Here is a 22728-nt window from a genome sequence, read left to right as displayed (position 1 = left end):
TAGTGGCTGTTTATACAGTATTTCAGGTCCTCCGATGGCTTTAACCGCGGCGCTCAAAGCGCAAATTGGCGCCTGGTATAAGGCGCTACAACAGCAGATCCCCGATTTTATCCCCCGAGCGCCTCAGCGGCAGATGATTGCTGATGTGGCAAAAACGCTCTCCGGGGACGACGGACGACATCTGGCGATTGAAGCCCCGACGGGTGTCGGGAAAACCCTTTCGTATTTAATCCCGGGCATTGCCATCGCGCGGGAAGAGCAAAAAACGCTGGTGGTCAGCACCGCTAACGTGGCCCTGCAGGATCAAATCTTCAGCAAAGACCTGCCGCTGCTGCGCAAAATTATCCCTGAACTGCGATTTACAGCCGCCTTTGGCCGCGGGCGTTATGTGTGTCCGCGCAATCTCGCGGCTCTCGCCAGCAGTGAGCCCTCTCAGCAGGATCTGCTGGCCTTCCTGGATGATGAACTGACGCCGAACAACAAAGCGGAACAGGAGCAGTGCGCGAAGCTAAAAACCGAGCTCGACAGCTACAAGTGGGACGGCCTTCGCGATCACACCAGCCATGCCATCAGCGATGATTTGTGGCGCAGGCTCAGCACCGATAAAGCCAGTTGCCTTAACCGCAACTGCCACTACTACCGCGAGTGCCCGTTCTTTGTCGCACGGCGGGAGATTCAGGAAGCGGAGGTGGTTGTCGCTAACCACGCGCTGGTCATGGCCGCGCTGGAGAGTGAGGCCGTCCTGCCGGAGCCCAAAAACCTGCTGCTGGTGCTCGATGAAGGCCACCATTTGCCCGATGTGGCGCGGGATGCGCTGGAGATGAGCGCCGAAATCACCGCGCCGTGGTTCCGCCTGCAGCTGGATCTGTTCTGCAAGCTGGTGGCGACCTGCATGGAGCAGTTCCGCCCGAAAACCACGCCGCCGCTGGCGGTGCCCGAGCGGCTGAGCGAACATTGCGAAGCGGTCTACAGCCTTATTGCTTCCCTTAATAACATTCTCAATCTTTATCTCCCGGCGACCCAGGAAGCAGAGCACCGCTTTGCGATGGGAGAGCTGCCCGACGAAGTAATGGAGATCTGCCAGCAGCTGGCGAAGCACCTTGAAAAGCTGCGCGGGCTGGCGGAGATGTTCTTAAACGATCTCAGTGAGAAAACCGGTACCCACGACGTGGTGCGTTTGCACCGCATTCTGCTGCAGATGAACCGTGCGTTGGGCATGTTCGAAGCCCAGAGCAAGCTCTGGCGTCTGGCCTCGATGGCGCAGGCGTCCGGTGCGCCGGTCACCAAATGGGCAACCCGTGACGTGAAAGACGGACAGGCGCACCTGTTTTTCCACTGCGTGGGGATTCGTGTTGCCGATCAGCTGGAAAAGCTTATCTGGCGCAGCGTGCCGCACGTGGTAGTGACTTCCGCGACGTTGCGTTCCCTGAACAGTTTCTCCCGTTTACAAGAGATGAGCGGGCTGAAAGAGAAAGCCGGCGACCGTTTTGTGGCGCTGGATTCGCCGTTTAACCACTGTGAACAGGGCAAGCTGGTCATTCCGCGCATGAAGTATGAGCCGCTTATCGACAACGAAGAACAGCACATTGCCGAAATGGCAGCGTATTTCCGCGAGCAGCTGGAGAGTGAAAAATATCCCGGCATGCTGGTCCTGTTTGCCAGTGGAAGGGCGATGCAGCGTTTTCTGGAGCACGTTACCGACCTGCGATTGCTGTTGCTGGTGCAGGGCGATCAGCCCCGCTACCGGCTGGTAGAGCTGCACCGCAAACGCATTGATAACGGGGAACGTAGCGTGCTGATCGGGCTGCAATCATTCGCGGAGGGGCTGGATCTGAAGGGGGATTACCTGACGCAGGTGCATATCCATAAAATCGCCTTCCCGCCCATCGACAGCCCGGTCGTCATCACCGAAGGTGAATGGCTCAAAAGCCTCAATCGCTATCCGTTCGAGGTCCAAAGCTTACCCGCGGCGTCGTTTAATCTGATTCAGCAGGTGGGGCGTCTCATCCGTAGCCACAGCTGCTGGGGAGAGGTGGTGATTTATGACAAACGTCTGCTCACCAAAAATTACGGCCAGCGGTTACTCAACGCTCTGCCTGTTTTTCCGATTGAACAGCCGGACGTGCCCGACGTTAAAAAACGTCCGGCAAAACCTGCCGCCGGACGGCGTAAAAGCATCCGTACGAAGGGGCGCGGGCCTACTGGTAAGTAAAGGTCACCTGGACCACGCTGTTAAACGTTCCGGCGGTGACGGGCAATGCGCTGGCATAATAGCGGGCAGCCAGAGGAAACGTTGCCGTGTGGTCCGCTGAGTTAACCGGAACGTTAAAGGCTGCCTGCGGGGCAATGAGTATATTGTCCTGGCGGTCTGCCAGTTCCAGTGCTAACCCTTTCGCACTGCCGATATTGGCGAATTTTGTCGGGTGCGTACTGTCGGCCTGACCATAGAAAAAGGCGGTCGCCAGCGCAAGTGTGGGAGGGCAATGCGAGACCGAGAGCGTAAAGTCTTTCCACGCGCCGGTATCGCCCACATTTTTAAAATCCCCTGATACCGCCTGGCCTAAATCCACCGTCAGGTTGCGGCTGGCGCTGTCAATAATGCAGGTGTTGGCGTAAATATTGCCTGTCATCTGGATCTGAATATCGTCCGCCTGTGCCCGGGCAATCAAGCCGAGAATCAGGATCGCAAGTGTCTTTTTCATGTTGGTCACTTATAAGCCAGAGTGATCGTCGCCACGGTATTGGCCGGCCCCGGTGTCACCACGTTGTTGACCTGTTCGTAACGAACCTCGAACGGTATTCGCAGGGTTTCGTTGGCGATGGCCTGGCTTCGGGTGCTGACATAGGTGTCAAAGGTGGCGAGATGGTCATCAAAGAGCATTCTCACGCCCACGCCGGTTGCCATGCCGTTCTGCTGAGTCAATTTGATCACCCCTTCGAATGCCGTTTCGTAGCCGTTTGCGCTGGTCACCTTTAGCTCAGGCTGGACGGTGCTGTCGCAATTAATCGTGACGTCAAAGTTTTGTGCAGGGCTGGATAGCAACCCGATACTGATAAAATCACTGACGGGAAAATCGCCCAGGTTCACGGTGAGATTTTTGGGCAGGACAGAGCAGGTAACCGTTTCGAGGTTCACATTGCCCGCATAGGAAATCGTATTGGGATCGCTGATGCCTTCATGCTGATAAACCCCGACACCAAATTTAGACTCCGCCTGAGAAAGCGAACCTGATTTGACCGTATTGCTCGTTTTCACCAGTTCCAGCGTGACATTAAAGTTAAAGGACTCAGAAATGTCGTTGGAGACATAGCCCAGCGGCGTGCCGCTTGAGTTACAGTAAATTCCCCCGGCACCGGTAATTCGCTGGCCTTTGTCATTCATCAGCGCTACGCCAATTCCTTCCAGCCCTGATTCATACACCCCAGAAAGACCGGGGATCTCCAGACCTGCGCCGTAATAGCACGCAACAATCGGAAGCCCGAAGTCAGAAGGGTTATAGCAGTTGCCCGCCACGTGAACGGTCTGCTCGGTGCCCGGAATGGTGGCACCTACCGGCAACGTGCTCGAGACGGATACGGAGGTCACATTAATCTGTTTTGGCAGATCGGAGGAGGTACAGAGCGCGTTAGCATGAGGCATAAATAACGCGGCGGTTCCCAGGACCAGGAAGAAAAAGCACTGTTTAATCATTTGCATAATGGTTTGCCTAACGGTGAATCAGTGGCACTGCGCAGCAGCGTTAAGGATGTTGGTTTTCTCTGTCTCATCCGTAAGGACGTAGTCGGCCTCGCAGTGCTCGCTCGCATCCTGTCCCCAGGTGACGGCGAGATGCCCTTGCTTTGGCAGGCCGGAGAGATAGGTCTGGCCGTCATTGCCGACAATAAATTCGCTGTCCTTATCCTCCGTTGTTACCGTCGCACCGAAGGGCAGCGGTTTACCGTTGTGCGTCAGCGTCATCAGGACCCGGCTGCCCACGCGGATATTAAAGCTGGCGCGCACCACGGCCCCGCGTGTCGGGGTAACAACGAACGCTGCGTGCGTCACGTCGGCCTCGTCGGGCAGGGTTTCGGTATCCAGCGCAATGGTATTGTGGCGATAAGGGGTAACAAACGGCACGACGGTATAGCCGCGGAAGTCGGTCTCAACGCCCGTCTGATTGGCGATATGGGTACCGTGTGTTCCCGGTGCTTTCACCAGCGCAATGGTCTCTCCGAGCGGCTGGCTCAGGGTTATCCCGTTGGCGTGCACGATCGCGCCACCCTGCAGCCCGACGTTTACGGTTTGCTGATATTTATCCTGGCTTACCCCGCCGCTCACTTCGCCATAGGTCGCTTTATAATCGGCGTTCATGCTTGTGGAGTTTCGGCTACCGGTGCTGCTCAGCCCCTCCTGAATATTCCAGTTCAGGTTGTCTCCCTTCAGCGCGGTACCGTTAAGGCCGATGTTCTGCGTCGTACCGTCTTTGGTGTTGTTGAGGTTGTAGGTGGCCCAGGTGTTATGCATCCAGCGATCCAGTGGAACGGAGACGTTTAACGAGAACTGGTTGTCGTTCATCACATCCTCACCGTTCGCATCGCTGTCCTGGGTGTTTTTGTTCATGCTGTAGCTCAGGCTGTAGCTGACGCCGTGCCAGCTATTGTTGTAGCTGACGCTCATGGAGGTCATATCCTGGCTCTGGCTCCAGTAGGTCTCTTTGACCAGGCTCAGGGTGACAGAGCCCCAGCCCGCGGGCAGCGTCTGGTCGACGGTGGCTTCCGTTCGGGCACGTCGCTGCTGCGGCGCAGACCCGTCATCTGAACGGGTGTAAGACTCCATCGTGTCTTCCAGGGTGTAAAACCCTTTGCTGTTGTAGCGATAGCCCGCCAGGGAGAAGTGAGTGCCCGAGGCGACAAAATCTTTGCTGTAGCGAACGCGCCAGGAGCGGCCTTTGCTGGTCTGCTGTTTTTTCAGCAGCGCTTTGGCGCGGGTGACATCAAGGGAGAAAGCACCCAAATCGCCCAGGTTTTTCCCGACGCCCAGCGCCCGGGACTGATAATGGCGACTCTGCTGCGCACCACCGTAGGCGGTGAAACCCAATGGCATGCCGTAGATGGCGCTGCCCTGGGCAAACGGGGTTTGTTCGACGTCCTTGTCGTAAGACCGGTAACGCCCGGCGGTCACGCTGTAGCGGAGATTCTTTTCACGCTGCAGTACCGGGACCGAGGCGTAGGGCACGACAAAGTGACTTTCGCTGCCGTCGGTCTCTTTCACGGTGACCTGCAGATCGCCGCTGCTGCCGGTGGGATAGAGATCGTTAATTTCAAACGCACCGGGTGCAACCGTGTTCTGATAAATGACGTAACCGTTCTGACGAACCATCACCAGCGCATTGCTGTGGGCAGTGCCGCGAATAATCGGCGCATAGCCTTTTTCACTGTCCGGGAGCATGTCGGTATCGGATTTCAGCTCAACCCCGGTATAGGGCACGCTGTCGAAAACGTCCGACGGGGAGGTGCTTTGCCCGACGGTCATATCGCTTTTCATCGCCACGATATCGCGTTGAGCATAGGTGTAGACGGAGGAGAACCTGTGCTCTTCCTCGTTGCCCGTTGTACTGCGATTCCACGTGGAATAATTGCGTATGCGCCAGGCCCCCACATTGAGGCCCGGGCGCAGATTAACGTACTGGCTGCTGTTATCCTGCTCTCCCTGCACACGGGCATGGCTCTGGCTGGCGGTGGCGCTGTAGTTCAGCAGACCTGCGGTGATCCCTTCGTCGAACGTTTTCGGGTCGATATACCCGCGTGGGACCTGGCCCAGCGCCGTTTGTGGAATACTGAGTAACAGTTGCTGATGACGAACCTGAAACGTTGCGGATGCCGCGGGAATGGCGCTTATATCGGCGCACTGGCCTTTAGCCATCAGCGCGGGATACTGCCGGGTTTTGATCCCAAGGTTTTTTAGCTCATCCAGGCTAAAGCAGGGTTGAAGAGAATGATTGCCCTGAGCGTCTTTTATTAATTTGAACGTGACATCACGGGTATCAATTTTATTATTGTTGATGAAAATGTTGACCTGATATTTCCCGGGGGCTTGTCCCGGTCCTTTTTCATAAACAGACAGGTCGGTTTTCCCCTGTTGAGGATTATCAATATCCAGTAATGCCGGGTTGAAATAATCATCAGCCATAACCTGCTGCGCAAAGATCGCCAGTGCCAGGCCACATAAAATGACCAGCATTGAAGAAAGGCGATGGATGAACGGCTTTTTATGGCTGTACATGATGATATTAATAGCCTGAGTGGGTGTTAATGAACGGATGCCGACCAGGTCTGACTGATGCTGCCGTAATCAGTAATAATGGAGTAGGTGACGGTCGACCCGCTGGCATTATCGGGTAAGGCAAAATGCGTTTCCGTTTTGGGGACTGCCCAGGTGGCTTTATCCACTTTATGGCCGTTAAACATCACCGTCTGGAAATTCATATAGAAAGGCGTCGGGTTATTCACAACCAGGTCGTGACCTTCACGATGCCACTGAAGCTTGTCCGCCACAGCTTCGGGTTTTCCTGTTATTGCTGACGGGCGATACAACAATTTAATGCGTGTATTAATGGCAATCTGCAGGGTATTTACCCCTTCGACGTGCTTTGACGAGGGAATAGCTTTGATATTAAGCCAGTAGAGAGACTCACGATCCTCGGGCAAATTCCCGCCGGTGCGCACGACACGCAGGACATTATCCTCTTTCGCATCGAGACGAAACAGCGGTGGGGTGATCAGGAAGGGGGCTTTAGCCGGGTTTTTACCGCCAGAATCAACCCAGGACTGTACCAGATAATCCGTGGCATCTGGGTTTGAAAGACCCAGAGACGACTCCTTTTTGTCGCCCTGATAGACCAGGCGTGTGCCATTAATAACGACACCGGCATGGGAAGTGGCGGCTACCAGTAAAAGAGCACTCAGTAAATAACCGTGGCGCATAAAGGTATCTCAATAAAAGAAGAGATATTAACTCTCAGAGCAAAGCTAATATCTCAGGATGGATAATATCAGTTATAAATAACGGTGAAGGTCGACACGGCGTTTGCCAGGCCTGCGGTGATTGCGGCCTGGGTCTGAATATAACGGGCTCCAAACTCCAGGTTATTGACCGCCGTACCGGAGGCTAACGGATATTGCTGAGAGGGCGTATACAGACTCACCGGTTGCTCAGACGCGTCCACCAGCTGAATAGCGACACCTGTTGCAGCGTCTACATCCGGCGTTAATGCAAGCGTAGTGTTGTTATCCGGATCCGGCGTGCCGCCGAAGTTAATGGCGGCAGATGTCACGGTCTCCGGGCAATTCTTTAATTGAATATCAAACTTCGTTAATGTGCTGGTAGATCCAGCCCCGGTAAATACCGTTTTAGACACTTTGCCTAACTGAACATTTAATGGATTACTTAACCCGTTCACTACCTGACAAGCAGAATCAATAATTTCACCGGTGAAGTTAATCTGACCTTCACCGTTTGTTGCCGCAAATGCGGATGCAGAACATCCTGCCGTTGCGGCGATAAATAAACCTATAGCAACCTTGTTCATAACAAATCCTGGTATGTTTCTGGTGAGAACGTTGCCTGGACGTTTTCACCGTTGACCTTAAATGATTTTCCGTTGGTTATTTAATCAGAAACGGGTGGGGTAAGAATCTTCAACGGCAATCACAAATAATTGAAATAGTGCTTGAGTTTCTTTTTTCGTCATAAAAACAGAAGGATGATCCGGTTCAAAAACACTAACGGCCAGACGTTCTTCAGGGCTATATTGTTAACAAGATGAAGCTGTCAGGAGAGATGTCGTGGACTATCGCAAAATTATCAAAGAGGTAGGACGAGGGAAAAATCATGCCCGCGATCTGGACCATGAAACCGCTCGTGCGCTCTATACGCATATGCTCAACGGTGACGTACCCGACCTTGAAATGGGCGGTATCCTGATAGCGCTGCGTATCAAAGGAGAAGGCGAAGCGGAGATGCGTGGCTTCTACGAAGCAATGCAGGCGCAGACCCTGCGCTTAAACGCGCCAGTGGCAAAACCGATGCCGATTGTGATCCCGAGCTATAACGGGGCACGCAAGCAGGCCAACCTGACGCCGCTGCTCGCTATTTTATTGCACAAGCTGGGCTTCCCGGTGGTGGTGCATGGTGTAAGCGAAGATCCAACCCGCGTGCTGACCGAAACGATTTTCGGCATGCTGGGTATCGAACCCACACGGCATGCCGGCCAGGCACAGGCGAAGCTTGATGGCCATCAGCCGGTTTATATCCCTGTCGGAGCCCTTTGCCCCCCGCTGGAGAAGCAGCTGGATATGCGCTGGCGCATGGGCGTGCGTAACAGCGCGCATACGCTGGCGAAACTGGCTACGCCGTTTGGCGAAGACGCGGCTCTGCGTCTTTCCAGCGTCTCTCACCCGGAGTACGTGACGCGCGTGGGGAAATTCTTTGAAGACATAGGCGGCAGGGCCTTGTTGATGCACGGCACGGAAGGCGAGGTGTATGCTAACCCGCAGCGCTGCCCACAGATGATGCTGATTGATTCCGCTGGCACGCGCGCCATTCTCGAGCGAGGGGAAGAGCGTTCCGACGCGATCCTGCCTGACGCAAAAGATCCGCATACCACCGCCCACTGGATTGAGCAGTGCCTGGCCGGAAAGGTTCCGGTACCGCACGCGATCAAGTTGCAGATGGCCTGTTGCCTGCTGGCGACCGGTGAAGTTGAATCCGTAGAGGCAGGGATGGAACGCGTCGGGGAGATGTTTTAAGCCCAAAAAAAAGCCCGTCCAGTGGCGGACGGGCAAGCAAGGGTAACAACAACAGGGTCAATGAGGGTTGGAGCAGCTCACCAGAGGGTATGGCGAGGGTGGAGCATTCAGTCAATTACTTATAGATAACCGCAGTACCGCTCAGTTTGTTATTGGTGTTCGCGGAGGTGATGGTGTATCCGCTTGCACCGGCAGCAGCAGCTTTCTCAGCCAGTTTCGCTTCCAGACCGTCCAGAGTGGTCGCGCCTTCAGCACTTACCACACCGAGTTTGTTCATGCTCTGCGCCTGAGATGGAGACACAGGTTCTGCAGCAAAAGCGCCGAAAGACAGAGCGGACAGGGCAACAGCAGCAACAGCATATTTGATGGTTTTCATAATTAATCTCTCGCAGGTGATTCTGTTAAGGGGACGATGTTCCGTCGATGTGATAAGTATCACGTTTTTTTATGCGAGAGAAAATCGAAGAGAATTGACGTGGTTGCTCAAAAAAATTGAATGACAAATAACTTATTGAATATTAATAAATTCAGAGGACGACTTTACACTTCTTGTAGCTGCGCTTTACAGAAGCGACGAGAAGGGCACATTTTGCTACGCGGTTCACAAAAAACCGTGAGCGTAAAGGTAACCGCTTGCGCCGTTAACTTCGGTAAAGGAAAGTCAACGTAGCTGGCTGTCTTTCGATCCTCTGCGATTATATCCTGAGTGTGCGCTATTTTTCGAATCTTTCTCCTGCTGGCAGGCGATGCATAACCGCACGCCCGGTATGGCTTTGCGCCGCGCTTCCGGGATCACTTCTCCACACTCCTCACATTCATAGAGACTTTCACCGCGCGGAATTTCACCGCGAGCGCGCGCAACCGCATCTTCAATTGTACTGTTGATTTGTTCGTTAACGGCGTCATCATTCGCCCAACCCGAAGCCATGGTTTACTCCTGGGATCTGTTAAGCCCTGTTTTTACTATGGGGTGAAAAAACGTGCAGTCAAGGCAGAGAGGAACTGCATCTGTCAGGCAGATGCAGTTTGTTTATAGAAAGAGACGTTATTTATAAATGGTCGCCGTGCCATACATATGGTTATCCCCGCCCGCGGCGTTAACCACGAAACCTTTAGCCCCTTCCTGGCGGGCTTTTTCGGCGAGTTTATTCTGGAGATCGTCAAGGTTACTTGCGCGGCTTACCGAGACGGTGCCCGCAGGCTTAAGCTGGCTGGTATCTGTATTGTCGGTCAATGACTGTACCGCCATGGCAGAGAATGACGCGGTAGCCAGTGCACCCGCGAGAACAACAAGGGTCAGGTATTTTTTCATAATCACATCCTCATGAGGAAACAACAGGTGATTCCCTTTAAGTTTAGAAGCCTGGCGAGTGTGATTTAGCGCAAAAATTTGATGATGATCTGCTTATTTTTTGAACGATATAAACTGACGTTTTACTGACAGATCATAGACATAAAGGTGTTTGATTTATGACGGGTTTTTGAGCGTCGCAGAGAAATATTTACCGTTGAGCCTGCAAAGGGTATCTTACGCCGCTGTTTAAAGGAGAAAGCCATGACTTCCCAAAAGCCGGGATTGCACCCACGAAATCGCCATCGTAACCGCTATGACATGAATGCGTTATGTCAGAGCTGTCCTTCGCTGCAGGACTACATTGTGCAGACACCTGCCGGTGAACCTTCGGTCAACTTTGCCGATCCGCAGGCGGTTAAAATGCTCAATAAAGCCCTGCTGGCACACTATTACGGTGTGGCGCACTGGGATATTCCGGAAGGCTTTCTCTGCCCACCCGTGCCGGGGCGGGCCGATTATCTCCACCATCTTGCCGATCTTCTCGCTGGCGATCGCAACGGTGTCATCCCTGAGCAAGCATCCGTGCTTGATATCGGTACCGGGGCGAACCTGATTTATCCGTTGATTGGCGTTCATGAATATCACTGGCGCTTTACCGGCAGTGAAATCGGTAATGAGGCGTTTTCCAGCGCACAGGCGATTATCAACGCCAACCCTGGGTTAAGCCGGTCTGTCCGCTTGCGTCGGCAGAAAGATGCCGCATCGATCTTCAACGGGATTATCCACAAGAACGAAAGCTACGATGCCACCCTGTGTAACCCACCGTTCCATGACTCCGCGGCCACCGCCCGTGCGGGCAGCGAGCGCAAACGCCGCAATCTCGGTCAGGCGGAAGATGCCGCGCTGAACTTTGGGGGGCAGCAACAGGAACTGTGGTGCGAGGGGGGAGAAGTGGCATTCATCCTGCGAATGATTGAGGAAAGTAAAGTATTTGGCCGTCAGGTTAAATGGTTCACGACGCTGGTATCCCGTGGGGATAACCTGCCACCCCTCTACCGTGCACTGACCGACGTGGGTGCCGTTAACGTGGTGAAAAAAGAGATGGCGCAAGGCCAGAAGCAGAGCCGCTTTATCGCCTGGTCTTTTATGGACGCTAACAAGCGCAGTAAATAACCCACAGACAGGCCGGGTAAGGCGACGCCGTTACCCGGCCCCCACGCTATAAGGTGGGCTCTGTGGCGGTGTGGGGGACGCCGGTGAGGGTAATACCTGATAGGTCTGCACCGGCATCCGCACCGCGGCCAGGTCAAAGTGTTTTTTCACCATACTGTCGAGCGCAAAGCGCACCGTCCACTGCTTCAGTGGCTGCGTGGTGAACGACACGCGCAGGGTAAATGCCGTGTTCGTCAGGCCGACAATGCCGGCAAACGACGGCTCTCCAATCACCAGCCCGCGAATATCCTCCATCGCCATCATCTCTTCCACGGCATCCCGTAGCGCCTGTTTCGCTTTATCTGCATCTTCATGACGGTCAACGTCGTAGTTGGCCACTACCGAACCAATGCCTCGGACAAAGTTAGCGAAGGTGGTTATCGATGACCACGGAATTATGTGGTACGCCCCGGTGTCCTGGCGCACGCCGACGGAACGAATGGACATGCGCTCTACCGTGCCGGTTAACGGCCCAATCGTGACCAGATCCCCGGTGTTCATCCCGTTCTCAAACTGGATAAAGACACCGGTGATTATATCCTTCACCAGGGTTTGCGAACCAAAGGAGATAGCCAGCCCCAGCGCGCCGGCACCTGCCAGCAGCGGCGCGATGTTCACGCCGATTTCCGAGAGCACAATCATGATGGTAATGGTGCTGATAATAACCGCCAGCGCATTGCGAAACAGCGTCAGCAGGGTGCGGGCACGGGCGCTGGGCAGGGGGCGGCCGTGAATGTCGGAGACCAGACGGTTCTCGATAAGGCTCGCCAGCAACGTCCAGCCAACCGCAGAGAAGAAGAGGATCAGCGCGATGCGAATTAAAATATCGACGGTCTTTTCGCCCGCGCCGTTGTGCAGCCAGTTCCAGAAGTCAAACAATCCCCATGCGTTAAGCAACAGCATAATCGCCACGCAGACGGTGAGAATGCGCGCCACTTTCAGTGATACCGAGATCCAGCCGTTGACCCTTTTTTGCAGTTCCGGATAACTGCGCTGCACCTGTGGCGAGAGGGTGAAGGTTTTCGATAGCCAGCGCGACAGCAGGCCAGAGACAAATGCCGCAATGCCAATGATGGCCAGGCTCTTGAACGTCGCCCCCATCATAAATTTCAGGCTGTTGCCCGGGTCGAACAGCGAGAAGAAGCACAACACGATAAAGTAGGCGCTCGCCAGCCAGTGCCACACCAGCGCGAAGGCGCGGATAAAGAGACTGAAAAACGACAGGGAACGATCGGCCAGATGCAGCAAGCTTTGGGTAATGGTCTTTTTGTTATGGAAGATAAGGTACAACGCCCAGACGGTAATGCAGATCATAATCAGCACATTCGCCAGGGCGCCAAACTGCACGTTGACCTGGTTGGAGATGATCGGCACGGCAACCAGCAGACCGTAACCAATCAATCCACTGAGCACGCTGAGGCGCAGCGCCCAGTATCTGGCGCTCTCATCCCGAATCGAGAAGGGACGAAGATCCGGTACGTGCGGGCAAAATATCAAACGCAGCAGCGCCTTAAAGAACTCGATCAGCGCAAAGGCGTTGAGGAAGAGCGCCTGCTGGAAAGCGATGGTTTTATTGCCGGCGTTAAGCCTGTCGGCCAGGACCTGGCCCATAAACAGCGTCAGCGCCAGCAGCAGTAAATCGATGATAAACGCCGACGCTATCATCAGCGGCAGGTGTAACCAGCTGCTTTTCTGCTGGTTCTTCTTGCGCCCCCATTGCCCCATCTTACGGTAGAGCGGCCATGCGCACAGGCGTACCAGCCAGTAAAACAGAAATACAGCGCCCGCCAGCATCAAAAACTGCGTGGCGGCTGTCGTAAACGTATGGGGATTAAACGGTTTATGGGGCGAACCAATCAGGTTGCGATAGAGCTGAGCAAAGCGCGAGGAGAGCTCGCTTCCATAGTGACGGCTCACGTCGGTAACATTTTCCAGCACCGTTTTTTGTTCTTCCACTTGCGGAGGGGTAATTGTCGGCACTGGCTCCTGCGGCGGCGTGGCGGCGACTTTTCGCAACTGTCCGATTAACTCCTGCCGGGAAGTATCGTTTTCAAGCACATCGGCAAGGGCACTGTAGGCGGCTTTTTTCTGTTCAACATCCGGCTCTGGGGGCGGTGTCGTTTGCTGTGTGGCGGTCGTGCCGGTGGTGACGCCGGGGATGGAAACGGCGAACGATGGCGCACAAAACAGGCTAAGCAACAGCAAGATCCACGGCACGGCATCCTCCGGTGAAAATAATGAACAAAAAGATAAGTATAGAGGGCGAGGCGCGCGGGAGGATTTTTGGGAACAATCTGGCGTAAAAAAGCCGGGCATGCCCGGCTCAGAATGGCGTAGCTGAAGCGCTATCAGGATACGTGCTGCAGGAACTCCTGCAGGCGCTGGCTCGGTGGATTGGCGATCAGCGCTTGTGGGTTACCGTCTTCAGCGATACGGCCCTTATCAATAAAGATCAGGCGGGAAGCCACTTTCTCAGCAAAGCCGATTTCGTGGGTCACGATGACCATTGTCATCCCTTCTTCAGCCAGATCCTGCATGACTTTCAGCACTTCGTGACGCAGTTCCGGGTCAAGCGCCGAGGTTGGCTCATCGAACAGCATCATCTTCGGTTTTACCGCCAGTGCGCGGGCGATAGCCACACGCTGCTGCTGTCCACCGGACAACTCAGATGGGTAGTGATGAGCACGTTCCGCGAGGCCGACTTTAGCCAGCAGATCTTTAGCCAGCGTTTCCGCCGCCGCTTTGCTGGCGCCACGTACGCGCAGTGGACCAAACATTACGTTTTCCAGCGCCGTCAGGTGCGGGAACAGGTAGAACTGCTGGAACACCATGCCGGCTTCCTGACGAATCAGACGGTCGTCGACTTTCGGGTCATTCACCTTCAGGCCATCGACAATCAGATCGCCGCTGGTGATCTCTTCCAGCTTGTTGATGCAGCGCAGCAGGGTCGATTTACCGGAACCGGATGGCCCGATAATGACCACCACTTCACCCTGTTTGATATTCAGATCGATATTGTGCAGCACCTGGGTTGGGCCAAAGTGCTTGGAAACGTTTTTAAATTCAATCACAGGATTTTCATCCTTCTTTCAAGACGACGCAGAACGAAACTCAGAACCAGAGTGATGATCAGGTAGACAACGGCTACCGCACTCCAGATTTCCAGCGCACGGAAGTTGCCCGCGATGATCTCCTGGCCCTGACGGGTCAGCTCAGCAACGCCGATAACGATGAACAGCGACGTATCCTTAATACTGATGATCCACTGGTTCCCCAGCGGTGGCAGCATGCGGCGCAGGGCCAACGGCAGAATGACGTGGCGGATCGTTTCGCGACGAGAAAGACCTAACGCCAGGCCCGCTTCACTGAAACCTTTATGAATCGACAGGACCGCACCACGGGTAATTTCCGCGATATAGGCACCTGAGTTGATCATAATGGTCACGACAGCGGCGCTGAACGGGTCAATGCGCAGGTCGGTGAAAGCCATTGGCAGGGCGAAGTAGATGAACATGACCTGAACGACGATTGGGGTGCCGCGGATCACTTCGATGAAAACCAGTGCGATGTGGTTTGCAATCCAGCCGCCGTAGGTGCGGGCGAAACCGGCGACAAGACCGATAATCAACCCACCAACCAGACCGAGGACCGAAATCCACAGGGTCATTTTAGCGCCTTCAAGCAAGATAGGAATGGCAGGCCAGATGGCGCTCCAGTCAAACTGCATGATAGTTTCCTGTTACTGTTACCGTGTTTCTAAAATAGCAGGGGCGAAAGGTCGCCCCCGAGTGAACGTCATTTTTAAGAATTATTATTTAGGCTCGGTACCGAACCATTTTTTATAGATTTCGTTGTAGGTGCCGTTCTCTTTCAGGGTTTTCAGCGCGCCGTTAACTTTCGTACGCAGGTCGTCGCTGCCTTTCGGGAACGCAATACCGTACTGCTGGGCTTCCAGAGAATCACCGACGGCTTTGAACTTGCCGTTGCCCGCCGTTTTGATGAAGTACAGGATGTTAGGGGTATCGTGCAGCACCGCGTCAGCACGGTTGGTACCCAGCTCCATGTAGGCGTTATCGATGTTCGGGAACTGACGCAGATCTTTGGTTTTGATGTTTGCTTTCGCGTAATCAACAGAACCGGTACCGCCTTTCACCGCGACGACTTTACCGTCGAGGTCTTTCACGCTTTTTACGTCGTTATTATCGGCTTTCACCATCACCAGCAGGCCGCTTTTGTAGTAGCCGTCAGAGAAGTCGATCGCTTTTTTACGTTCTTCAGTAATGGTGATACCGGCCAGGGCCAGATCAACGTTTTTCGTTTGCAGTGCCGGGATGATGCCGCTGAAGTCCATTGGCTTCAGGGTGTAATCCAGTTTGAGTTCTTTTGCGATAGCAGCCCACAGATCAACATCAAAGCCAACGTACTTATCACCCTGTTTGAATTCAAACGGAACGAACGCCGTGTCGGTCGCCACAACCAGTTTGTCGGCAGCCTGGGAAGAGACCGCAAAAGCCAGGGTAAGTGCAGCCAGTGAAACTTTTAATACAGACTTCATAGCATTTCCTTTTATATCCACGGGGCGATCCCCTGCGAGAACGAGTGGCACAATGAAAAAATCGTGCCAACTTTACAAGCTGTTGTTTTACAAAGGGGATGATGTCATGCATTGCACAGAAAACGGGGCAATGAACTTTTATTGCACCAAAGTGGAGCACCGTTTTGGTGCGCGTCATTTGGCTCAACAGACGAAGCGTTATTTAGCGTAAATTCTGACGAAAAAACAATCTTCCGTTAACGGTTGTGTGAGGTGATTATTACAATTTTTTCACTTTTGCAGCGTCTCAGGCCAAAAACGTGCACCATAGATGTGCAAAACCCTCACCGGAGGGCGAGGGTTGTATAGGAAATTCTTATGAATTATTCGATGTTGGACTCAATGAACCACAGGAACTGGTCCAGGTCGCGGGAAGCGGCGGTGAAGATATCGGCTGTATCTTCGTCTTTCGCTTCGCCGATAGCTTTACGCACATCATTAGCCACTATCGCGTAGCGGTCTGCCAGCTCTTTCAGGTGATCCTGAACGGTATGGATATCCAGCGGATAACTTTTCAGTGGCGTCTTACTGTTAATCACCTGCGTGGTACCCAGTGCCACACCGCCTAACTGTACGGCACGTTCGGCCATGGTATCGAGGTGGGTAACCAGTGCTGTGCGGAAGCCATCCAGCATTTCATGAACGGCAATAAAGTTTGCACCGCGCATATTCCAGTGGGCCTGTTTGGTGATCAGCGAAAGATCGATGAACTGGATCACCTGGCGATTCAGCAACTCAATGGTCGCTTTTTTGTCGCTATCCGATACATCGTTACGGGTATAAAGCAGATTAGACGCTTTCGTTTTCACCAGTTTAGCGGTACTCATAATCTCATATCCTCTTGATGTTTGTGTCCCAGGTAATTGCGGGATTAAGTATAGCACCGGATTTTTTCCCTGCGGGGAGGCTCTGCCTATCAGTTTAATAGCGAGAAGGACGTTGCGTTTGTAATGATATGAAATTAAAAGGATTATTTAAAATTGATGCAGATCAATCCTAATTCAGGAAAACGTTATAGACAGCGGGGGAAATATTTCACGAAGAGTGCAAAGTATGTAAAAAAATATTTTAAACGGGAAACTGGCCTTTATTCTGCATGGCTATAAAGCCACGCAGAATATAGGGCGCTAATTGAGGTCAATTTTCTCAACTTTAGGTTCCGGGCGCATCGTCAGCGTTGAGCCCATTGAGGCGGCGATAATCGAACACAGGGCCAGCGTCTGGGTGAAGGTCAGGGTTTCCCCAAGGAAGACCATCCCTGACAGGGCGGCGAGCGCGGGCTCCATGCTCATCAGCGTGCCGAAAATGCGCGTCGGCAGGCGCGTCAGGGCTATCATCTCTAAAGAGTAGGGGAGTGCTGTGGAAAGAATGGCGACCGCCAGCCCGATGGGCATGACTGACCATTGCCAGATGGACTCGGTGGCCTGAGCCATACCCACCGGCACAAAGATGATAGCGGCAATCAATGAACCGATTGCCACCGTCGCCGGGCCATGCTCTTCCCCGGCGCGCTGTCCGGTCAATATATAGATAGCCCAGCAGGCACCCGCCCCCAGAGCCAGCGCCGCGCCTGTGAGATCGATCTCTGAGACGCTCTGACCCAGCGGCAGCAGGAACCACAGGCCAAGAACGGCTAAAATTACCCAGATAAAGTCAACGGGACGACGGGACGAGAAAAGCGCTACCGCCAGCGGGCCAGTAAACTCCAGTGCCACGGCAATCCCCAACGGAATTGTCTGGATGGAGAGATAGAACATGTAGTTCATCGCTCCCAGGGACAGCCCGTAAAAAAGCAGCGGTAAGCGTTGTTCTTTTTTAAAGCGTAAACGCCAGGGTTTGAAAATCACCACCAGGATCGCGGTTCCGAGGGCAATACGCAGGGCCGTGACCCCAGGCGCACCGACCAGCGGAAAGAGGGATTTGGCCAGCGAGGCACCGCTTTGAATGGACAACATGGCGATGAGTATGACGACAACCGGCAACCAGACCGACGACGAGCGGGATAACCCAGGCATCCTTTCTCCTGTCAACTTATGTCAAATGAAGTAAAGGTTGCAGTGTAAAGGAAATAAGCTGCAACGGTTGAGAGACCGTTGAAAAAAAAACGTGTAAATTCCGTAAAATGGTTAAGCGCTGGTGGATTTATCGCCTGTCAGATTAGGAATAATCTGGATGAATGTAACGGCGCAGGCGCGCAGTATGAGCGTTTTATAGCGAAAATTGTATGTGATTTGAATGAGATAGCTGACGCTGGAAACGTTCTGTTACAGGAAAGGTTCAGTTAGACATCACGAATCACAAAGAGTTTCGCAAATTTTTTTGATATATTTAAAACTTACGGACTTACTTGAAGCACATTTGAGGTGGTTATGAAAAAAATTGCATGTCTTTCAGCACTGGCCGCTGTACTGGCTGTTTCCGCAGGTACCGCTGTAGCTGCTACTTCTACTGTAACTGGTGGTTACGCTCAGAGCGATATGCAGGGCGTGATGAACAAAGCTAACGGTTTCAACCTGAAGTATCGTTACGAGCAGGATAACAACCCACTGGGCGTGATCGGTTCTTTCACCTACACCGAGAAAGATCGTTCTGAAAACGGCGCATACAACAAAGGCCAGTACTACGGCATCACCGCTGGTCCAGCTTACCGTCTGAACGACTGGGCAAGCATCTACGGTGTTGTAGGTGTTGGCTACGGTAAATTCCAGCAGACCGAAAACCAGGGTCTGAACCGCACTGCAAGCAACAGCGACTACGGCTTCTCCTATGGCGCGGGTCTGCAGTTCAACCCAATCCAGGACGTCGCTCTGGACTTCTCTTATGAGCAGAGCCGTATCCGCAACGTTGACGTTGGCACCTGGATCGCGGGCGTAGGTTACCGCTTCTAATCACTTCGGTGAGCCAGTAAAAAATCCGCCCAATGTGGCGGATTTTTTTTTACATTAATCCCTCGCCTTGCAGGAGAGGGTAGCAGATTGCCCGGATTATTTACTCTTAATATCGAAGATATCGGTTCCCAGATGGTTATAGTCAACTTTCTGTAACTTGAAGTTGGTAACGTAAACTGGGGGAGCCTTCTTGTTAGAGACAAACGGGTACGCATTTTTTATCTGCTGTGCCGAAATCCCCGTCCACTGCGAGAAGAAGGTCAGGAAATCATTGGCCGAACGCCGCGCTTTAATAATGCGATGCGTTTTATCATCACTCGACACAACCATAAACGGTACCTGGAAGTTCTGCTGGAACTTATCGTCGTGCGCCAGATACTGCACCTCTTTACCGCGCTCTTTAAACGCCAGCCCGTGATCCGAGAAGTAGACCATCGAGAAACTGTCACCCGTATTGCGTAACTGATCGTACAGTTTGCTCAGCAGGTCGTCGGTTTGCGTCATGGTGTAGAGATAGCATGAGGTCTCTTTGGATTGCACAAACTCTGCGTATTTACCGCCGGTCCGATCGCAGGCCTGCGGGTGAGACCCCATCAGGTGCAGAACAATCAGCTGCGGCTGGGTACGCGGAGAGGCAAAGACCTGCGCCGTCATTTTCAGCAACGCTTCATCTTTCGTGTTCTTGTCCGCTTCAAAATCACCGTTCTTCAGGAACTGCACTTCGTCGGCGCGTCTGGCAATACTGGCAATGGCTGTATCGTATTCGCCAATTTGGCCCTGATTGGAGAACCACCAGGTCTGGAAACCTGCGCGGTTCGCCAGGGTAACAAAGTTATCCTGAAACTGGGGTTTGTCATCGACCACCCGGTTCAGCGTCAGGCCGAGAGATTTCTGCGTTGAGCCGCTGGCCGCAACATAATCGGTAAACAGGGTGCCTTTGACCGAACTGGCGAACGGTGTGTTGTCCCAGTGTCCGCCAAATGCTCCCATGGCGTCGCGACGTGCACTTTCACCAATCACCACCACATAGGTGTGATATTTGGGCTTCACGGCCAGCACGTTCCAGGTGTCTTTCATATTTGAAAGCTCAGCCATACGTGCCTGTTCGTCGAGCACCTCTTTATTGTTAACGACGACGTCTTTCACAAAACGGAACACCGGATAGCCGGTATCCTTCAGCTTGAACACCCCACCCCAGGCCAGGTTTTGTACTGGTGCGACAAAGAATGCCACCACGCTAAACGCCAGGCACAGGTGCTCAATTTTTCCCCACGTTTTTTTCTCTTCCGCTTTACGGCGAACGGCTATCACGCCAAGGGCAAAGATAAAGAGGCCGACCACGTAGCTGTACCAGGGGAAGATCGTCAGGATCTCTGTTGACTCTTCCATATTGGTCGAGTGCAGCGCCAGCAGGGTATTAAAGTTCGGCGAGCCGTAAGCCTGACCAAACGGGAAATAGAGTGCAGCGACCAGAGAACAGATTCCGACTAACGTTTTTTGCGCGCGCGGAGCCGTTCGCCACAGCACATGCAATATGCAGGTAAAGGCCACGGCATAGAGCAGGCTAAAGGGATAGCCCAGCGCAAAGTTAATCAGTAATGACTGCAAAAAGTAAAATCCCGTCCACGGGCTTAAGGCCCGGCTACGGGTAACAACGGTGTCTATCAGGGTTAAATTCATAGGTCACTATCATGGATAAAAACGCCATGTGCTCACCCTGGCGTCAAGGGTCATAACCTGCCTGACAGTGCGTGGAGAGGGAATGAGGGTCCGCTTCAGCGAGCCGCAAATTGTGCAGGGCTGCAAGAAGATAGTGCGAGCGCTAAATAATAGCAACAGTTGCTAAGCAGATGTTTTGCGAAGGGGATTGCAAATCCGTAAAAAAGATCGGGAATAGGGCGGCTAAAAGCCAGTGTACAGAGGGTTTGTGACGGAAAAATGGAGCGGCGTACCGCAACGCCGCTTAGTGGGAAGGTTTGTCGTCCTGATGCGGGGGTTTGTTGTTAAACATATCGCACAGCATGTTCAACAGCATCAGGCGTACTTTAAAGGGGGAGTGGGTAAACACGTTCATACACCTCTTGAATTCGTTCATGAGACCTCCTGATTTTTGATCCCTTCGATCCGTGAAGGGTGACTGCATTACATACAGATATAGCACAGGCTATATTGTATAGCTATGGCTATTTCGTTAATTTTTTGTGCTTGTAGAGGGATGGTTTACAATGTGCGCTCTCGATACCGGGCGCTGGAAGCGTCACCCCACTGAGGAAGTACAATGAACCGTCGCGCAGGTAAGCCAACAATCAGAAAAACGACGCAACTGGTGAATGTTGAAGAACATGTCGAAGGTTTTCGCCAGGTACGTGAAGCGCACCGTCGTGAGCTGATTGATGACTATGTTGAACTGATTTCCGATTTGATTCGCGAGGTCGGGGAGGCGCGCCAGGTGGATATGGCTGCACGGCTGGGCGTTTCCCAACCGACAGTGGCAAAAATGTTAAAACGTCTGGCCTCCGTGGGCCTGATTGAAATGATCCCCTGGCGCGGCGTCTTTCTGACGCCGGAAGGGGAGAAACTCGCCCAGGAGAGTCGCGAGCGCCACCAGCTCGTCGAAAACTTCTTACTGGTGCTGGGCGTAAGCCCGGAAATTGCCCGCCGGGACGCGGAAGGAATGGAACACCACGTCAGCGAAGAGACGCTGGTTAAGTTTCGCGAATTTACCCTTAAATATGGTCCCTCCGCTGAATGAACATCCCCGGACTGCAGGCCCTGGCACGCGATCGTTTCTTCCATCTCTTATTCATCATTGGCGCAGTATTAAGCATCTTTGTGCCGTTTGCGCCACACACCTGGCCTGCGGTGATTGACTGGCGCACCATCATTACCCTCAGTGGCCTGATGATGCTTACCAAAGGGGTAGAGTTGAGCGGCTATTTTGACGTCCTGGGACGTAAAATGGTGCGCCGCTTTGCCACTGAACGCCGCCTGGCGCTGTTTATGGTGTTCTCTGCTGCGGTGCTGTCGACGTTTCTGACCAACGACGTGGCGCTGTTTATCATCGTGCCACTCACGCTCACGTTGCGTAAGCTCTGCGAGATACCGGTTAGCCGGCTGATCATCTTCGAGGCGCTGGCCGTTAACGCCGGTTCGCTTCTGACCCCTATCGGCAACCCACAAAATATTCTCCTTTGGGGGCGCTCCGGGCTGTCGTTTGCCGCTTTTACCTGGCAGATGGCTCCGCTGGCGCTGGTGATGATGGTGTCGCTGCTGGCGGTCTGCTGGTTCGCATTCCCGGTCAAAAAACTGCAGTACCACAGCGGTACCACGGGCCCGCAGTGGCAGCCGCGTCTGGTGTGGAGTTGTCTGGCGCTGTACATCGTTTTCCTGTTCGCGCTGGAACTGAAGTATGAACTGGCGGGCGTACTGCTCGTCGCCGCCGGTTTTTTATTCCTGGCGCGGCGCGTGCTGGTCAGCGTGGACTGGACGTTATTGCTGGTCTTTATGGTGATGTTTATTGATGTGCATCTGCTTATCCAGCTTCCGGTACTGCAACACGTTCTGCACAGCGTCAGTGGCCTGTCGCAGCCGGGATTGTGGCTCACGGCGATTGGTCTGTCACAGTTCATCAGCAACGTGCCTTCCACCATTTTACTCCTCAACTACGTTCCCCCTGACACGCTGCTGGCATGGGCGGTGAATATCGGCGGGTTTGGGCTGCTGCCCGGTTCGCTTGCTAACCTGATTGCCCTGCGTATGGCTAACGATCGTCGTATCTGGTGGCGTTTCCATGTCTGGTCGATCCCGATGCTGATTTGGGCCGCGGCGATCGGTTTCGGAATTTTCCTTCTCATATAGTGCGCAATTTGTCAGTTTTTCCTGGCAAACGTATAGCAACGTCCTAGCTTTAGTGAACGGCATAGTGTGATGCCGCTCACTGACAGGACTGTTGC

Annotated in this window: 22 protein-coding genes; 6 read left to right on the top strand and 16 right to left on the bottom strand. The window is 53.5% G+C overall.

Translation table 11 applies throughout. The annotated features are described in order from the left end of the window. The first annotated feature begins 34 nt into the window (after positions 1 to 34). Positions 35 to 2212 carry an ATP-dependent DNA helicase DinG gene (dinG, locus tag BJP35_RS09055; protein ID WP_032681388.1) on the top strand — a complete coding sequence of 726 codons (2178 nt, stop codon included), beginning with the start codon at positions 35 to 37 and terminating at the stop codon, positions 2210 to 2212. Here the strand turns inward: dinG and BJP35_RS09050 are convergent. The 5 genes from BJP35_RS09050 to BJP35_RS09030 form a co-directional block, all read right to left on the bottom strand. Then, positions 2199 to 2702 carry a fimbrial protein gene (locus BJP35_RS09050; RefSeq protein WP_025204629.1) on the bottom strand — a complete coding sequence of 168 codons (504 nt, stop codon included), beginning with the start codon at positions 2700 to 2702 and terminating at the stop codon, positions 2199 to 2201. The genes dinG and BJP35_RS09050 overlap by 14 nt on opposite strands. 5 nt (positions 2703 to 2707) lie before the next feature. Beyond that, positions 2708 to 3697, bottom strand: coding sequence for a fimbrial protein (locus BJP35_RS09045; RefSeq protein WP_086463044.1), 990 nt, complete (start codon positions 3695 to 3697; stop codon positions 2708 to 2710). Positions 3698 to 3718: 21 nt separating this feature from the next. Beyond that, the gene (locus BJP35_RS09040; protein WP_143349620.1) at positions 3719 to 6262 is read right to left on the bottom strand and encodes a fimbria/pilus outer membrane usher protein; all 2544 of its coding nucleotides are present in this window, start codon (positions 6260 to 6262) and stop codon (positions 3719 to 3721) included. Between the two features lie 26 nt (positions 6263 to 6288). Next, positions 6289 to 6963: a molecular chaperone gene (locus BJP35_RS09035; RefSeq protein WP_068795083.1), complete on the bottom strand. Its 675-nt coding sequence runs from the start codon at positions 6961 to 6963 to the stop codon at positions 6289 to 6291. A gap of 68 nt (positions 6964 to 7031) precedes the next feature. Further along, positions 7032 to 7568, bottom strand: a complete 537-nt coding sequence (locus BJP35_RS09030) for a fimbrial protein (protein WP_014169244.1) — start codon at positions 7566 to 7568, stop codon at positions 7032 to 7034. A 256-nt stretch (positions 7569 to 7824) separates the two neighbouring features. On the opposite strand from BJP35_RS09030, the gene ybiB reads away from it, so the two are divergent. Next, entirely contained in the window at positions 7825 to 8787 is a 963-nt protein-coding gene (gene ybiB, locus BJP35_RS09025; protein WP_073395792.1) for a DNA-binding protein YbiB, read from the top strand. Positions 8788 to 8902: 115 nt separating this feature from the next. On the opposite strand, the gene ybiJ is transcribed toward ybiB, so the two are convergent. The 3 genes from ybiJ to mcbA all read right to left on the bottom strand — a co-directional run bounded on the left by ybiJ (position 8903) and on the right by mcbA (position 10099). Then, the gene (gene ybiJ, locus BJP35_RS09020; RefSeq protein ID WP_020884917.1) at positions 8903 to 9163 is read right to left on the bottom strand and encodes a DUF1471 family protein YbiJ; all 261 of its coding nucleotides are present in this window, start codon (positions 9161 to 9163) and stop codon (positions 8903 to 8905) included. Positions 9164 to 9448: 285 nt separating this feature from the next. Continuing rightward, a complete protein-coding gene (locus tag BJP35_RS09015) occupies positions 9449 to 9715 on the bottom strand; it encodes a DksA/TraR family C4-type zinc finger protein (protein ID WP_014169247.1) in 267 nt (88 codons plus the stop codon). A 117-nt stretch (positions 9716 to 9832) separates the two neighbouring features. Continuing rightward, positions 9833 to 10099, bottom strand: coding sequence for a DUF1471 family periplasmic protein McbA (mcbA, locus tag BJP35_RS09010; protein WP_032677729.1), 267 nt, complete (start codon positions 10097 to 10099; stop codon positions 9833 to 9835). 243 nt (positions 10100 to 10342) lie between these two features. Between mcbA and rlmF the strand changes: the two genes are divergently transcribed. Continuing rightward, on the top strand, positions 10343 to 11254 hold the full coding sequence (gene rlmF, locus BJP35_RS09005; protein ID WP_044866819.1) for a 23S rRNA (adenine(1618)-N(6))-methyltransferase RlmF: 912 nt from the start codon (positions 10343 to 10345) through the stop codon (positions 11252 to 11254). Positions 11255 to 11284: 30 nt separating this feature from the next. Here the strand turns inward: rlmF and ybiO are convergent, their stop codons facing one another. The 6 genes from ybiO to rhtA form a co-directional block, all read right to left on the bottom strand. Continuing rightward, a complete protein-coding gene (gene ybiO / locus BJP35_RS09000) occupies positions 11285 to 13510 on the bottom strand; it encodes a mechanosensitive channel protein (RefSeq protein ID WP_086463043.1) in 2226 nt (741 codons plus the stop codon). Positions 13511 to 13641: 131 nt separating this feature from the next. Continuing rightward, positions 13642 to 14364 carry a glutamine ABC transporter ATP-binding protein GlnQ gene (gene glnQ, locus BJP35_RS08995; protein ID WP_014169252.1) on the bottom strand — a complete coding sequence of 241 codons (723 nt, stop codon included), beginning with the start codon at positions 14362 to 14364 and terminating at the stop codon, positions 13642 to 13644. After that, entirely contained in the window at positions 14361 to 15020 is a 660-nt protein-coding gene (glnP, locus tag BJP35_RS08990) for a glutamine ABC transporter permease GlnP (RefSeq protein ID WP_014169254.1), read from the bottom strand. Before glnP ends, glnQ begins: the two co-directional genes overlap by 4 nt. Before the next feature lie 84 nt (positions 15021 to 15104). Further along, positions 15105 to 15848: a glutamine ABC transporter substrate-binding protein GlnH gene (glnH, locus tag BJP35_RS08985; protein WP_014883108.1), complete on the bottom strand. Its 744-nt coding sequence runs from the start codon at positions 15846 to 15848 to the stop codon at positions 15105 to 15107. Between the two features lie 362 nt (positions 15849 to 16210). Continuing rightward, positions 16211 to 16714 (bottom strand): DNA starvation/stationary phase protection protein Dps, encoded by a 504-nt coding sequence (gene dps, locus BJP35_RS08975; RefSeq protein ID WP_010428924.1) that lies wholly within the window; start codon positions 16712 to 16714, stop codon positions 16211 to 16213. A 300-nt stretch (positions 16715 to 17014) separates the two neighbouring features. Beyond that, complete coding sequence (gene rhtA, locus BJP35_RS08970; RefSeq protein ID WP_086463042.1) at positions 17015 to 17902, bottom strand: threonine/homoserine exporter RhtA; 888 nt, start codon at positions 17900 to 17902, stop codon at positions 17015 to 17017. Positions 17903 to 18256: 354 nt separating this feature from the next. Between rhtA and ompX the strand changes: the two genes are divergently transcribed. Then, positions 18257 to 18775 (top strand): outer membrane protein OmpX, encoded by a 519-nt coding sequence (ompX, locus tag BJP35_RS08965; RefSeq protein WP_020884910.1) that lies wholly within the window; start codon positions 18257 to 18259, stop codon positions 18773 to 18775. Between the two features lie 96 nt (positions 18776 to 18871). On the opposite strand, the gene BJP35_RS08960 is transcribed toward ompX, so the two are convergent. Together BJP35_RS08960 and mntS are read right to left on the bottom strand one after the other, a co-directional pair. Next, positions 18872 to 20455, bottom strand: a complete 1584-nt coding sequence (locus BJP35_RS08960) for a phosphoethanolamine transferase (protein WP_032677733.1) — start codon at positions 20453 to 20455, stop codon at positions 18872 to 18874. Between the two features lie 283 nt (positions 20456 to 20738). Beyond that, positions 20739 to 20870 (bottom strand): manganase accumulation protein MntS, encoded by a 132-nt coding sequence (gene mntS, locus BJP35_RS08955; protein WP_020884908.1) that lies wholly within the window; start codon positions 20868 to 20870, stop codon positions 20739 to 20741. Positions 20871 to 21053: 183 nt separating this feature from the next. Here mntS and mntR point away from each other — a divergent pair, with 183 nt between their 5' ends. Both mntR and BJP35_RS08945 read left to right on the top strand, forming a co-directional pair. Next, a complete protein-coding gene (gene mntR / locus BJP35_RS08950) occupies positions 21054 to 21527 on the top strand; it encodes a manganese-binding transcriptional regulator MntR (protein WP_014169260.1) in 474 nt (157 codons plus the stop codon). Next, the gene (locus BJP35_RS08945; RefSeq protein ID WP_040016987.1) at positions 21524 to 22633 is read left to right on the top strand and encodes an anion transporter; all 1110 of its coding nucleotides are present in this window, start codon (positions 21524 to 21526) and stop codon (positions 22631 to 22633) included. Before mntR ends, BJP35_RS08945 begins: the two co-directional genes overlap by 4 nt. Positions 22634 to 22728 lie beyond the last annotated feature (95 nt).

This window comes from Enterobacter sp. J49 (assembly GCF_002148625.1).
GTDB lineage: Bacteria > Pseudomonadota > Gammaproteobacteria > Enterobacterales > Enterobacteriaceae > Enterobacter > Enterobacter ludwigii.
This window is presented reverse-complemented; position numbering and strand designations above follow the sequence as displayed.